Origin of the sequence: Salipiger marinus, from assembly GCF_035481585.1 — a bacterium.
Lineage (GTDB): Bacteria > Pseudomonadota > Alphaproteobacteria > Rhodobacterales > Rhodobacteraceae > Salipiger > Salipiger marinus.
Map to the genome: position 1 here is coordinate 51,416 of NZ_JAYKSL010000021.1, position 12,866 is coordinate 64,281.

12 protein-coding genes are annotated in these 12,866 nt (G+C 66.7%); 7 read left to right on the forward strand and 5 right to left on the reverse strand.

Going from position 1 to position 12,866, the window contains the following annotated elements; genetic code table 11:
* Positions 1-35: 35 nt before the first annotated feature.
* Entirely contained in the window at positions 36-4,577 is a 4,542-nt protein-coding gene (gene gltB, locus VK682_RS21620) for a glutamate synthase large subunit (protein ID WP_230797598.1), read from the forward strand.
* A 67-nt stretch (positions 4,578-4,644) separates the two neighbouring features.
* Here gltB and VK682_RS21625 read toward each other — a convergent pair whose 3' ends face one another.
* Positions 4,645-5,118, reverse strand: coding sequence for a hypothetical protein (locus VK682_RS21625; RefSeq protein ID WP_230797597.1), 474 nt, complete (start codon positions 5,116-5,118; stop codon positions 4,645-4,647).
* 401 nt (positions 5,119-5,519) lie between these two features.
* On the opposite strand from VK682_RS21625, the gene mtgA reads away from it, so the two are divergent.
* The 3 genes from mtgA to queG all read left to right on the forward strand — a co-directional run bounded on the left by mtgA (position 5,520) and on the right by queG (position 8,201).
* On the forward strand, positions 5,520-6,263 hold the full coding sequence (gene mtgA / locus VK682_RS21630; RefSeq protein ID WP_230797596.1) for a monofunctional biosynthetic peptidoglycan transglycosylase: 744 nt from the start codon (positions 5,520-5,522) through the stop codon (positions 6,261-6,263).
* A gap of 142 nt (positions 6,264-6,405) precedes the next feature.
* Positions 6,406-7,071, forward strand: a complete 666-nt coding sequence (gene fzlA, locus VK682_RS21635) for an FtsZ-binding protein FzlA (protein WP_089850656.1) — start codon at positions 6,406-6,408, stop codon at positions 7,069-7,071.
* Between the two features lie 68 nt (positions 7,072-7,139).
* A complete protein-coding gene (gene queG, locus VK682_RS21640; RefSeq protein WP_230797595.1) occupies positions 7,140-8,201 on the forward strand; it encodes a tRNA epoxyqueuosine(34) reductase QueG in 1,062 nt (353 codons plus the stop codon).
* A gap of 99 nt (positions 8,202-8,300) precedes the next feature.
* Here queG and VK682_RS21645 read toward each other — a convergent pair whose 3' ends face one another.
* Complete coding sequence (locus VK682_RS21645; RefSeq protein ID WP_324782542.1) at positions 8,301-8,834, reverse strand: hypothetical protein; 534 nt, start codon at positions 8,832-8,834, stop codon at positions 8,301-8,303.
* Positions 8,835-9,100: 266 nt separating this feature from the next.
* Here VK682_RS21645 and msrB point away from each other — a divergent pair, with 266 nt between their 5' ends.
* The 3 genes from msrB to VK682_RS21660 all read left to right on the forward strand — a co-directional run bounded on the left by msrB (position 9,101) and on the right by VK682_RS21660 (position 10,774).
* Positions 9,101-9,550 carry a peptide-methionine (R)-S-oxide reductase MsrB gene (msrB, locus tag VK682_RS21650; RefSeq protein WP_230797593.1) on the forward strand — a complete coding sequence of 150 codons (450 nt, stop codon included), beginning with the start codon at positions 9,101-9,103 and terminating at the stop codon, positions 9,548-9,550.
* On the forward strand, positions 9,547-10,053 hold the full coding sequence (gene msrA / locus VK682_RS21655) for a peptide-methionine (S)-S-oxide reductase MsrA (protein ID WP_230797592.1): 507 nt from the start codon (positions 9,547-9,549) through the stop codon (positions 10,051-10,053). Before msrB ends, msrA begins: the two co-directional genes overlap by 4 nt.
* Before the next feature lie 115 nt (positions 10,054-10,168).
* Positions 10,169-10,774 carry an exopolysaccharide biosynthesis protein gene (locus VK682_RS21660; RefSeq protein ID WP_230797591.1) on the forward strand — a complete coding sequence of 202 codons (606 nt, stop codon included), beginning with the start codon at positions 10,169-10,171 and terminating at the stop codon, positions 10,772-10,774.
* A gap of 10 nt (positions 10,775-10,784) precedes the next feature.
* On the opposite strand, the gene VK682_RS21665 is transcribed toward VK682_RS21660, so the two are convergent.
* The 3 genes from VK682_RS21665 to VK682_RS21675 form a co-directional block, all read right to left on the reverse strand.
* Positions 10,785-11,003 carry a hypothetical protein gene (locus VK682_RS21665; protein ID WP_230797590.1) on the reverse strand — a complete coding sequence of 73 codons (219 nt, stop codon included), beginning with the start codon at positions 11,001-11,003 and terminating at the stop codon, positions 10,785-10,787.
* A 62-nt stretch (positions 11,004-11,065) separates the two neighbouring features.
* A complete protein-coding gene (locus VK682_RS21670; protein WP_089850670.1) occupies positions 11,066-11,857 on the reverse strand; it encodes a metallophosphoesterase family protein in 792 nt (263 codons plus the stop codon).
* Positions 11,854-12,771, reverse strand: a complete 918-nt coding sequence (locus VK682_RS21675; protein WP_230797589.1) for a diacylglycerol/lipid kinase family protein — start codon at positions 12,769-12,771, stop codon at positions 11,854-11,856. The genes VK682_RS21670 and VK682_RS21675 overlap by 4 nt, the downstream gene beginning before the upstream one ends.
* Between the last annotated feature and the right edge of the window lie 95 nt (positions 12,772-12,866).

Here is a 12,866-nt window from a genome sequence, read left to right on the forward strand (position 1 = left end):
GCCGCATCACGGCCCCGCCATGGAGGTATCAAGCCATGACCACTTTCGACGCCAACTGGGCTGCCGCCGAAGAGACCAAACGCAAGTGGATGGAAGAGAACAGCCTGTTCCGCGACGAGCACGAGCATTCGTCCTGCGGCGTGGGTCTTGTTGTTTCCATCGACGGCAAGCCGTCGCGCAAGGTGGTCGAGGCGGGGATCACCGCGCTCAAGGCGATCTGGCACCGTGGTGCCGTGGATGCCGATGGCAAGACCGGTGACGGCGCGGGGATCCATGTGCAGATCCCGGTCAGCTTCTTTTACGACCAGATCGACCGCACCGGCCACGCGCCGCGCAAGGACGAGCTGATGGCGGTGGGGCAGGTGTTCCTGCCGCGCACGGATTTTGCCGCACAGGAAACCTGCCGGACCATCGTGGAAACCGAAGTGCTGCGCATGGGCCATTACATCTATGGCTGGCGGCATGTGCCGGTGAATGTCGACTGCCTTGGCGAAAAGGCCAATTCGACGCGCCCCGAGATCGAGCAGATCCTGATCTCCAACGCCAAGGGCATCGACGAAGAGACCTTTGAACGCGAACTGTATGTGATCCGGCGCCGCATCGAAAAGGCGGCGACGGCGGCGGGGATCAACGGGCTTTACATCGCTTCGCTGTCCTGCCGGTCGATCATCTACAAGGGCATGATGCTGGCCGAACAGGTGGCGGTGTTCTACCCTGACCTGATGGATGCGCGGTTCGAATCCGCCTTCGCGATCTATCACCAGCGCTATTCCACCAACACCTTCCCGCAATGGTGGCTGGCCCAGCCGTTCCGCATGCTGGCGCATAACGGCGAGATCAACACGATCAAGGGCAACACCAACTGGATGAAAAGCCACGAAATCCGCATGGCCTCGGCCACGTTCGGAGAGATGGCCGAAGACATCAAGCCGATCATCGCGTCGGGGGCGTCGGATTCCGCAGCCCTGGATGCGGTGTTCGAGGTGCTGGTGCGCGCGGGCCGCAACGCCCCCATGGCCAAGACCATGCTGATCCCCGAAGCGTGGTCCAAGCAGGCGGTGGAACTGCCGCAGGCGTGGCTCGACATGTATTCCTACGTCAACTCGGTGATGGAACCGTGGGACGGCCCGGCGGCGCTGGCCATGACCGATGGCCGCTGGGTCTGCGGCGGGCTTGACCGCAACGGCCTGCGTCCCATGCGCTATGTCGTGACCGGCGACGGCCTGCTGATCGCGGGATCCGAGGCGGGCATGGTGCCGGTGGACGAAGGCTCGGTGCGCGAAAAGGGCGCGCTTGGGCCGGGCCAGATGATCGCCGTGGATATGGAAGAGGGCAAGCTTTACCACGATACCGAGATCAAGGACCGTCTGGCTGCCAGTCAGCCCTTCGGCGAATGGGTGGGCAAGATCGTCGAACTGGACGACGTGCTGGGCAAGGTGTCGGAAAAGCCGCTGTTTGCCGGATCCGAACTGCGCCGCCGCCAGATCGCCGCAGGCTACACGATCGAGGAACTGGAACAGGCGCTGGCGCCGATGGCGGAGGACGGCAAGGAGATGCTCGCCTCCATGGGCGATGACACGCCTTCGGCGGTGCTGTCGAAGAAATACCGCCCGCTGTCGCATTTCTTCCGCCAGAACTTCAGCCAGGTGACCAACCCGCCCATCGACTCCCTGCGCGAATTCCGCGTGATGTCGCTGAAGACGCGGTTCGGCAACCTCAAGAACGTGCTGGACGAATCCTCCTCCCAGACCGAGATCCTCGTGCTGGACAGCCCCTTTGTCGCCAACACGCAGTTCGACGAGCTGGTGAAGCATTTCAACGCCGGTCTGGTGGAAATCGACTGCACCTTCCCCGCCAATGGCGGCGAGGGCGCGCTGCGCGACGGGCTGGCGCGGATCCGGGCCGAGGCCGAGGATGCCGTGCGCTCCGGCGGCGGTCACATCGTGCTGACCGATCACCACCAGTCCGAGGACAAGGTGGCGATGCCGATGATCCTTGCCACCTCGGCGGTGCATTCGTGGCTGACCAAGAAGGGCCTGCGCACCTTCTGTTCGCTGGGCGTGCGCTCGGCGGAATGTATCGATCCGCATTATTTCGCGGTGCTGGTGGGCTGTGGCGCGACCATCGTGAACCCCTATCTGGCCGAAGACAGCCTTGCCGACCGCATCGACCGTGGCCTGCTGGACGGGTCGCTGACCGACAATGTCGCGCGCTACCGCGAGGCCATCGACGCCGGCCTGCTGAAGATCATGTCGAAGATGGGGATCTCTGTCATCTCCTCCTATCGTGGCGGCCTGAACTTCGAGGCGGTGGGGCTGAGCCGTGCCATGGTGGCGGAATATTTCCCCGGCATGCTGAGCCGGATTTCCGGCATCGGCGTGCATGGCATCCAGCAGAAGGCCGAAGAGGTGCACGGGCTTGGCTTCCGGGGCGGGCGCGACGTGCTGCCCATCGGCGGCTTCTACAAGGCGCGCAAGTCCGGCGAGACCCATGCCTGGGGCGCGCAGAACATGCATCTGCTGCAGGCGGCCTGCAACAAGGCCAGCTACGAGCTGTGGAAGACCTATTCCAAGGCGATGCGGGCCAACCCGCCGATCCATCTGCGCGACCTTCTGGATTTCAAGCCGCTGGCAGAACCCGTGCCGCTGGAAGAGGTGGAAAGCATCACCTCCATCCGCAAGCGTTTCGTGACGCCGGGGATGAGCCTTGGCGCGCTGAGCCCGGAGGCGCACAAGACGCTGAACGTCGCCATGAACCGCATCGGCGCCAAGTCCGACAGCGGCGAGGGCGGCGAGGATCCGGCGCATTTTGTGCCCGAACCCAATGGCGACAACCCCTCGGCCAAGATCAAGCAGGTGGCGTCGGGCCGGTTCGGCGTGACGGCGGAATATCTCAACCACTGCGAAGAGCTTGAGATCAAGGTCGCGCAGGGCGCCAAGCCCGGCGAGGGTGGCCAGCTGCCCGGCATGAAGGTCACCAAGCTGATCGCGCGTCTGCGTCATTCCACCGAAGGCGTGACGCTGATTTCGCCGCCGCCGCATCACGACATCTATTCGATCGAAGATCTGGCGCAGCTGATCTACGACCTGAAGCAGATCAACCCGCGCTGCAAGGTGACGGTCAAGCTGGTGGCCTCCTCCGGGGTCGGCACCATCGCGGCGGGCGTGGCCAAGGCCAAGGCGGACATCATCCTGATTTCCGGCCATAACGGCGGCACCGGCGCGTCGCCCGCCACCTCGATCAAACATGCGGGCCTGCCTTGGGAAATGGGCCTGACCGAGGCGCATCAGGTTCTGGCGATGAACAAGCTGCGCGACCGCGTGACGCTGCGCACCGATGGTGGCCTGCGCACCGGGCGCGACATCGTGATGGCCGCGATGCTGGGGGCAGAGGAATATGGCATCGGCACCGCCGCGCTGATCGCCATGGGCTGCATCATGGTGCGCCAGTGCCAGTCCAACACCTGCCCCGTGGGCGTCTGCACGCAGGATGAAAGCCTGCGCGCCAAGTTCACCGGCAATGCGGAAAAGGTGGTGAACCTCATCACCTTCTACGCCACCGAGGTGCGCGAGATCCTCGCCTCCATCGGGGCGCGCAGCCTGAATGACGTGATCGGCCGCGCCGATCTGCTGCGGCAGGTCAGCCGTGGGGCGGAGCATCTGGACGATCTCGACCTCAACCCGCTGCTGATCCGCGTCGATGGCGCAGATGACATCGTCTACAACCGCGACAAGCCGCGCAACATGGTGCCCGACACGCTGGATGCCGAGATCGTGCGCGATGCCGCGCGCTTCCTTGAAGATGGCGAGAAGATGCAGCTGAGCTATGCGGTGCAGAACACCCACCGCACCGTCGGCACCCGCACCTCCAGCCATATCGTGCGCAAGTTCGGGATGCGCAACGCGCTGCAGCCCGACCACCTGCATGTGAAGCTGACCGGCTCTGCGGGTCAGTCGCTGGGCGCGTTCGCGGCGCCGGGCCTGAAGATCGAGGTGTCGGGCGATGCCAATGACTACGTGGCCAAGGGGCTGTCCGGCGGCACCGTGGTGGTGCGTCCGCCGATGATGTCGCCGCTCAAGGCGGAGGACAACACCATCATCGGCAATACCGTGCTTTACGGCGCCACCGATGGCTATCTCTTCGCGGCGGGCAAGGCGGGCGAACGCTTCGCCGTGCGCAACTCCGGCGCGAAGGTGGTGGTCGAAGGCTGCGGATCGAACGGCTGCGAATACATGACCGGCGGGGTCGCGGTGATCCTTGGCCCGATCGGCGCCAATTTCGGCGCGGGCATGACCGGGGGCATGGCCTATCTTTATGACCCCGAAGGCATGGCGGGCGATCTGATGAACATGGAAAGCCTCGTCACCTGCCCGGTGACCGTGGACCATTGGGAAGCGGAACTGCGCGGGCTGATCGAACGCCACCTGCGTGAAACCGGCAGCCGCCGCGCGCAGGACATCCTGCAGCACTGGGACAGCGAGCGCGGCCATTTCCTGCAGGTCTGCCCGAAGGAGATGCTGAACAAGATCACCCATCCGCTCGGCTTCGAGCAGGACGTGGCGGTGCCTGCGGAATAACGCGGGCCTGCTCAGCCGTGGCGAGATCTGAGGGCCCCTTGCGGGGCCCTCTTTCTTGGGACGGGGCTCAGGGGCGCGGTGCCTCGGGGCTGCGATCCTCGGGCTTCGGACCTTTCGGGCCTTTGGGCCTCATGTGGCCGGACATGCCGGGGTGATGCGGCACCGGCTCGGCCTCCGACACCATCTCCGCCAGCGGCTGCGCGGCGCGCAGGCAGGCGTCCACGGGCGTGTCGCCACAGCTCAGGTGCAGTTTGCGCCCGCCGCCAAAATCCACCTTCACCTCGGCGCCGCGCGACCGCTCGCCGTGATGCCTGCCATGCGGCGACATCCCGGCATGCGGGCCGGCATGTGGGGGCATGGCCCCGGGCCGATGCGCTTCGCCCATCGGGGAGGGGCGGGCCCCGGGTGAGTCGGGCGCCTGCGCGGCTGCGGGCGGCGTGGGCGAGGCGGTCTGCGCCGCGACCGGCAGGGCGCTGGCACAGGCCAGCAGGCTGGCGGTCACGAGGGCGGCGGAGGCGGGACGGGAAAACAGGCTGAACATCACGAGCGAACCTTTCCTTTAAAGAATACAGCAGCATCCGCCACGCGCGGCAGAGCCTGCCAGAACCAACCACCCGAACGGCCAAGCGGTTCCTTGCCGATCCCTGCGCCCGCTCCAAGTCTCGGCCAGCGGACCCATTGCGACCGAATCTCATCCTTTTGCACAATTTTGACATATTTTCTTGCCGGAATGGCCCTTCTCTCTGATATGATCGGAACAGCCGCCTTGGTCCCGCCGGGCGGCCCGTTCGGTAGTGAGTGGGCACCAGTTCCCAGGGTATGGGGGAGTATCGGACCGTTGTCCTGCGTGGACGCGGAGCCGTCCGCGGGGACAGGGACCCCGCGGCTTCCCCACCCATCGCAGGCTTTATTCGCGGCCTGTGGCCATGTAGATCGGACCACATGGCCCAACGCACACGCTCCTCCAGATCAGGCTCGAAAGCCGCATCCCCCCCGCCTCCGGCGCGCCGCCGTGGCGGACGGGCCCGGCTGCTGCGCCGTCTGATGCTGGCCGCGCTGGCGGGCGTGCTGCTGATGGTGCTGGCGGTGCTGGCCTATCGCGTGGTGAACCCGCCCGGCACCCCCTATATGTGGATGGAAACCCGCAGGCTCGATGCGCCGGTTGCCTATATCTGGACGGATGCCGAAGAGGTGGCGCCGGTCCTGCTGCGCGCGCTGGTGGCGGCGGAGGATGCCAATTTCTGCACCCATTGGGGATTCGACATGCGCGCCATCCGCGCCGCCATCGCCTCGGGCGGGCGGCGCGGCGCCTCCACGATCAGCCAGCAGGTGGTCAAGAATGTCTGGCTCTGGCAGGGGCGCAGCTGGCCGCGCAAGGCGCTGGAGGCGATGATGACCCCGCTGGTGGAGGCGCTCTGGCCCAAGCGCCGCATCCTCGAGGTCTATCTCAACGTGGCGGAATTCGGCGATGGCGTCTTTGGGGCCGAGGCCGCCGCCCGGCATTATTTCGGCGTGGCAGCCGCGGATCTGACCGCCGTTCAGGCCGCGCGGCTCGCCGCGATCCTGCCCGATCCCAAGGACCGGTCCGCCGCGCGGCCTTCGGCCTTTGTCGAACGCCGCGCCGCCCAGATCCGGGACGGCGCCGCCACCATCGACCGCGACGGTCGCGCCGCCTGCTTCCAGTAAGGCTTCATCTTGCCCGGCAAACTCCGGGGGTGAATTGGCGAAGCCAAGAGGGGGCAGAGCCCCCTTGCTGTTGAAACCCGCAGCAATTCGCGTCAAACAGGGGGAACACGTTTCTCCCAAACCTTCGGAAGACCTCTTGCCCATGGCCAAGCTTTATCATGTGCCGCTCTCGCCCTTCTGCCGCAAGGTTCGCCTGAGCCTCGCCGAGAAGAAGATCGAATGCGAACTGATCGACGAACGCTACTGGGAAAAGGACGCCGACTTCCTGCGCCGCAACCCGGCGGCCAAGGTGCCGGTGCTGAAGATCGACGGCAAGACCATGGCGGAAAGTGCCGCCATCTGCGAATGGCTCGAAGAGAAATACCCCGAGCCCGCGCTGATGCCGCGCTCTGCCGATGCGCGGTTCGAGGTGCGGCGGCTGGTCGGCTGGTTCGATGACAAGTTTCACCACGAGGTCACCTCGAAACTGCTCTACGAGCGGGTGAACAAGAAGATCATGAAGGCGGGCTTTCCCGATTCCGGCAACGTCAAGGCCGGGGCCAAGGCGATCAAGTATCACCTTGATTACCTCGCATGGCTGCTGGACCACCGGCGCTGGCTGGCGGGGGATGTGATGACGCTGGCGGATTTTGCCGCGGCAGCGCATCTGTCCTCGCTGGACTATATCTCGGATGTGGACTGGAACCGCTCTGCGGCGGTGAAGGACTGGTATGCCAAGATCAAGTCGCGCCCGGCCTTCCGCGCGATCCTTGCCGATCAGGTGCCGGGCTTCCCGCCGCCCGCGCATTACGCCGATCTGGATTTCTGATCCCGAGGGGGCAGGGGGCTCTGCCCCCTCTTGGCTGCGCCAATTCACCCCCGGAGTTTAGGGGCAAGATGAACGAGCAAGGACAGCACGAAGATCTGAAGGCGCGGCTGGTGGAAGAGGCACGGGCGGTGGGGTTTTCGGCCTGCCGCATCTGCCGTCCCGGCGACGTGCCGCAGGTCGCGGAGCGGCTGGCGGAGTTTCTGGCGGCGGGGCGCCATGGCCAGATGGGCTGGATGGCGGAGCGCACCGGCTGGCGCGGCGATCCCACCGCGCTCTGGCCCGAGGCGCGGTCGGTGATCATGCTGGCGGAAAATTACGGCCCCGACCATGATCCGCGCGCCGTGCTGGCGCGGCCCGAGCGGGCGGCGGTATCGGTCTATGCCCAGAACCGCGATTATCATGATGTGGTCAAGAAACGGCTGAAGCGGCTGGGGCGCTGGCTGATGGCAGCGGCAGAGGCCGAGGCGCCGCAGATCAAGGTCTTTGTCGACACGGCGCCGGTGATGGAAAAGCCGCTGGGGCAGGCGGCGGGGCTGGGCTGGCAGGGCAAGCACACCAATCTGGTCAGCCGCGATCTGGGCTCGTGGTTCTTTCTGGGCTCGATCTTCACCACGCTCGCCCTGCCGGTGGACGGGGCGGAGCGGGATCACTGCGGCAGCTGCCGCGCCTGTCTGGACGCCTGTCCCACCGATGCTTTTCCCGCGCCTTATCAGCTGGATGCGCGGCGCTGCATTTCCTATCTGACCATCGAACATGCGGGGCCGGTGGCGGAGGATCTGCGCCCGCTTCTGGGCAACCGCATCTATGGCTGCGACGACTGTCTGGCCGCCTGTCCGTGGAACAAGTTCGCGGAGCAGGCGGCGGAGATCAAATATCATGCCCGCGATGATCTGCGCGCCCCGGCGCTGGCCGATCTGGCGCGGCTGGACGATGCGGGGTTTCGGGCGCTGTTTTCCGGCTCGCCGATCAAGCGCATCGGGCGGGACCGGTTCGTGCGCAACGTGCTTTATGCCATCGGCAATTCCGGGCGGGGCGATCTGCGCGAGGTGGCGCAGGGGCTTTGCGCGGATGCGGATGACACCGTGCGCGATGCCGCGCACTGGGCAGTGGCGCGGCTGGCGCAGGGGTGACCGCGCCGGGCACAGCCCCCCGTGCGGGGGCGCACGGGGAGCTTCCGGGGATACGAGGCAAGTCCCGGGCCTCCGCGCCTGCGCGCGGAACTGGGGCGCTCAGGCGCGGTCGTCGAGCAGAAGCTCCACCGCGCCATCGGCTGTTTCGTAGACCCCGATGACCTTGTCGGGCGTCAGCCCCTCGGCCTCGAGCGTCTGGGTGACGGAGTCGTTGTCGGCAAGCCCGGCGCGCAGCGCGTCAAGCTGCGGGGTGGCTTCGGTCAGCGCGTCCTGCAGCGCCACTTCGCTTTCCTTGGCCTGTCCGTCCAGATCGCTGAGCCTGCGGGTCTGCACCTCGGTGGCGGAGGCCAGCGTGTCGACATCGGCCATGGCAAGATCGGCGTTGTAAAGCGAGGAAATCAGCTGCCCGTAGCTTTTGGGCGCGTCGGAGGCCAGATCCGCCGTGGTGCTGGGGCCTGCGGCGATGCCGCCGCCGGGCAGGGAGGTTTCGTTTTCGGGCGCGGTGGCGGCGGGCTCGTCCGGGATGGACGGGCTGCGGGTGTCGGTCCCGGCTTCCTGCGCGATGGCGGCGCCGGACAGCGTGGCGGCGGTCAGGACGGCGAGGCCGAACTTGGTCGTCATGCGGATGGTCATGGGCAACTCCTTGCGAATGGGCTGCGGGTCTGCGGGTCCGGGACCAGCCCCGGTGTCATGAGTAGATAAGGCGCGGCAAGCCGGTTCGGATCCCTTGGCCCGGGGCGGCGGCGGCGGTTCGCCGAAATGGCCGGATCGCGGCGGCGGAGCCTCGCCGGTGGCGCGCGGGCCTGCTGCCGCTTCACGCCCGCGCGGGGGCGGTGTAACAGGCTTTGAAAACCGGATTGCGCACCCCATCTAGGGGGAGACTGACTCGGAGGGAGCCCATGGCGACATATCACAAAGACCCCGATGCGATTGCAGCACTCGACCCGGAGCAATACCGCGTCACCCAGCAGAACGGCACCGAACGCCCGGGAAGCGGCGCCTATCTGGGCAACAAGGAGCCGGGCATCTATGTGGATGTGGTGTCCGGAGAGCCGCTGTTCGCCTCCTCGGACAAATATGAATCCGGCTGTGGCTGGCCCAGCTTCGTCAAGCCGCTGGAGCCCGCGCATGTGCAGGAACTGCGCGACATGACCCATGGCATGATCCGCACCGAAGTGCGCTCGGCCCATGGTGACAGCCATCTGGGCCATGTCTTTCCCGATGGTCCGGCGGACCGGGGCGGGCTGCGCTACTGCATCAATTCTGCCGCGCTGCGTTTCGTGCATCGCGACGACATGGAAGCCGAAGGCTATGGCGCCTGGCTGGATCAGGTGGAGGATGTGGCATGACCGAACGCGCAATTCTGGCCGGGGGCTGTTTCTGGGGCATGCAGGATCTGATCCGCAAGCTGCCGGGGGTGGTGTCGACCCGCGTGGGCTATACCGGCGGCAATGTGGAAAACGCGACCTATCGCAATCACGGCACCCATGCCGAGGCGATCGAGATCACCTTTGACCCGGAGGCGACCAGCTACCGGCGCCTGCTGGAGTTCTTCTTTCAGATCCACGATCCGACCACGCTGAACCGTCAGGGCAATGATCTGGGCCTGAGCTACCGTTCGGCGATCTACTACCTTGACGAGACGCAGAAATCCGTGGCGCTGGACACCATCGCCGATGTGGAGGCTTCGGAGATCTGGCCGGGCCGCGTCGTGACCGAGGTCGAGCCCGCAGGCGCCTTCTGGGAGGCGGAGCCGGAACATCAGGATTATCTGGAACGCTTCCCCAACGGCTATACCTGCCATTATCCGCGGCCCGGCTGGGTGTTGCCCCGCCGCGCTGCCGCCGAATGACCGTGACCCGGACCCCGGCCTCTGGCCGGGGTCTGGCGCCGGTGGAACCGCGGCAGGGGTCCGCGCGTCTTTGGCCAGACAGATCGGGACCGCGGAGACGGACAGGATGCACAGCATGACACGCGGCGGACCCGCAGCCCCGGCGGATCGCCCGGTGGGAGAGATCGTTGACCGGATGGAGCAGGCGGCGCAGGGGCCCAAGGTCAGCGTGCGCGCGCTGATCGAAAGCTTCGGGCAGCGGTCGTTTCTGCCTGCGCTGATGGTGCCCGCGCTGCTGGTGGTGTCGCCGCTGTCGGGGATTCCGCTGTTTTCCTCGATCTGCGGCCTGACCATCGCGTTTATCTCCGGACAGATGCTGGTGTCACGCGATCATCTGTGGCTGCCGGATTTCATCATGGACCGCAGTTTTCGCGGCGACCGGGCGCGGCAGGCGCTGAAGAAGCTGCGCCGCGTCACCAACTGGCTGGACCGCAACGCGCGGGCGCGGCTGCGGGTGCTGACCGCGCTGCCGATGCGCAAGGTGCTGCAGGGGGCCTGCCTGCTTTGCGGCGCGGCGATGCCCTTTCTGGAACTGGTGCCGTTCTCGTCCTCGATCCTTGGCGGCGCGGTGCTGAGCTTTGCCACCGGGCTGCTGGTGCGGGACGGGCTGTTCGCGGTGCTGGGCGCGGCGGTGGTGGCCGCCGCCGTGCTGGTGCCGATGCTGGTGCTGGGCGCGATCTGAACCTTTCGGCTCAGCCCAGCGGGCCGCGCAGGATCAGCGCCAGCCCGGCCAGAAGCACCAGAACCAGAAGCAGGATCACGCCCCGCCGTCCCCTGTCGCGCTCGCGCGGAGCGTGGGGCAATGGCGTGGGACGGTCACTGGCGCCCGCGTCGCCGGGACCGGCGCGCACCTCCCGTTTTGTGGAGGAGGGGGCGGGGCGGTCGGGATTCTGGGGCTGGGGGGCGGTCATGACGGGCTCCTTTCAGGATGGTGTCATGACAGGGAAACGCTTCTGCGCGGGCGCGGTTCCGCTCAGGCCGCGCTATGCCAGCCCTGATCGCCGAAGGTGAAGCGCCGCGCGCTGTCTTCGACAAAGCGCCCGCCGCGGGCGACCATGCGGCGCACGGTGATGTCCGGATGTGCGATGTCCAGCACGGCAAAGTCGTTTTCCTGCCCACGCAGCCGGGTCGACAGGCCGGTGCCCACATGCACCTGCAGCACCTGCGCGTGGTTCTTGCGGGACAGGAACGGTTCGGTGCGCCAGCGGTGCAGATGCCCGCTCAGCACCAGATGCGCGCCGCAGTCCGACAGCCGCTCGATGGCGCGTTCGGCATCGCGCATCAGCGATTTTTCCACATCCTCGTCCTGCTCGAAAGGGTGATGCGCCAGCACCACGTTCACGCCTTCGGACTGGGAGAAGATGCGGCAGGCCTGCCGCATCTGCAGCCAGCGCACCCGCCCGCGTTGCCAGCGGAACCGGTCCACGGTGTTGAGCCCCACGACACACAGCCCCTCCTGCTGGTGCGTGGGCATCATGTCGTTGCAGATATAGCGCCGGTAGCGGCCATAGGGCCGCATGAAGCGCAGCCACAGATTGTCCAGCGACACGTCGTGATTGCCCGGCACCGCCATCCACGGGGCGCGCAGCCGGTCAAGAAAGCCGCGCGCGGCGCGATACTGGCTGCGCCGGGCGCGCTGGGTGAAATCGCCGGTCACCGCCACCAGATCGGGCTTGGCGGCGTTAAGCGCGGTGACCAGCGGCAGCAGCAGTTCGGGCGAGGTGCGTCCAAAATGCAGGTCAGAGATATGGGCGATGCGGATCATGCCGCAGTGTCGCCCGCAGGCACGGCCACACGCAACGGGGTATCGCGCAGGCGGAAGGTGATGGGGGAGGTCATCACCTCCTTTTCGCCGTCGCGCGCCACCAGAACCCGGCGCCTGCGGGTTTCCAGCACGATTTCCTGCGCGGCCACGATGTTGAAATCCTCGCCACGCTGCGCGGTGCCGGTGGCCAGCCGCGCCGCCGCCCGCACCAGATCGCCCCGCCGCGCCCCCTTGGAGGTCAGCAGCACGAAGCGGCCCTTCCGGATCTCCTCGGCCCCGTCCAGATTGAACTGGTCCAGCTGATAGGCGCTGTTGGCGACAAAGGCCAAGGGCGTGCGCAGCAGCTGCTCCTGCCCGTCGATGCGGGCGCGCATCATGAGCGGGCGGCGATAGCCCGCAAGCGCAAGGATCACCGACCAGTAGGCGGCCACGCGCGACCGGCCCCAGCGCTGATAGACGCCTTCGCGGGTGCGCAGGATCATCGGATAGATGCCAAGGCTGGCATTGTTGAGGAAAATCTTGCCGTTCACCTCGCCCAGAGGCAGGTCGCGCAGCACGCCCGTGGCCAGCACCTGCACCGCGCCTTCCATATCCTCGGGGATGTCGAGCCCGCGGGCGAAATAATTGAAGGTGCCTTGAGGGATCACGCCCATGGGCAGGCCCACTTCATGACAGACCGAGGCGACGGCGCCGATGGTGCCATCCCCGCCCGCCGCCACCAGCATGGCGCAGCCGCTGTCGCGCGCCGCCTTGCGGGCGCTGTCGAGGATCGACAGCTCCGGCGTCAGGCAGTGGATCTGGGCATCGAGCCCCGCTTCCTCCAGAAGCTGTTCAAGGCGGGCGCGGCGCTGGTCCCCGTCCGCATGAGCGCCGGATTTCTCGTTCAGGATCACGCAGATCTTGGATGGGGGCACGGGGTCTGTTCTCCGATGAATTACCCGGTTCCAACGCCGCGACAGGCCGCGTGGTTCCTTGCGCCGCAAGGGCATGCGCGGGGGGCGTTCCGGCC

Coding starts and splice junctions, on each gene's coding strand:
- gltB (WP_230797598.1), top strand. CDS start 36: ATGACCACTTTCGACGCCAACTGGGCTGCCGCCGAAGAGACCAAACGC.
- VK682_RS21625 (WP_230797597.1), bottom strand. CDS start 5,118: ATGTTCAGCCTGTTTTCCCGTCCCGCCTCCGCCGCCCTCGTGACCGCC.
- mtgA (WP_230797596.1), top strand. CDS start 5,520: ATGGCCCAACGCACACGCTCCTCCAGATCAGGCTCGAAAGCCGCATCC.
- fzlA (WP_089850656.1), top strand. CDS start 6,406: ATGGCCAAGCTTTATCATGTGCCGCTCTCGCCCTTCTGCCGCAAGGTT.
- queG (WP_230797595.1), top strand. CDS start 7,140: ATGAACGAGCAAGGACAGCACGAAGATCTGAAGGCGCGGCTGGTGGAA.
- VK682_RS21645 (WP_324782542.1), bottom strand. CDS start 8,834: ATGACCATCCGCATGACGACCAAGTTCGGCCTCGCCGTCCTGACCGCC.
- msrB (WP_230797593.1), top strand. CDS start 9,101: ATGGCGACATATCACAAAGACCCCGATGCGATTGCAGCACTCGACCCG.
- msrA (WP_230797592.1), top strand. CDS start 9,547: ATGACCGAACGCGCAATTCTGGCCGGGGGCTGTTTCTGGGGCATGCAG.
- VK682_RS21660 (WP_230797591.1), top strand. CDS start 10,169: ATGACACGCGGCGGACCCGCAGCCCCGGCGGATCGCCCGGTGGGAGAG.
- VK682_RS21665 (WP_230797590.1), bottom strand. CDS start 11,003: ATGACCGCCCCCCAGCCCCAGAATCCCGACCGCCCCGCCCCCTCCTCC.
- VK682_RS21670 (WP_089850670.1), bottom strand. CDS start 11,857: ATGATCCGCATCGCCCATATCTCTGACCTGCATTTTGGACGCACCTCG.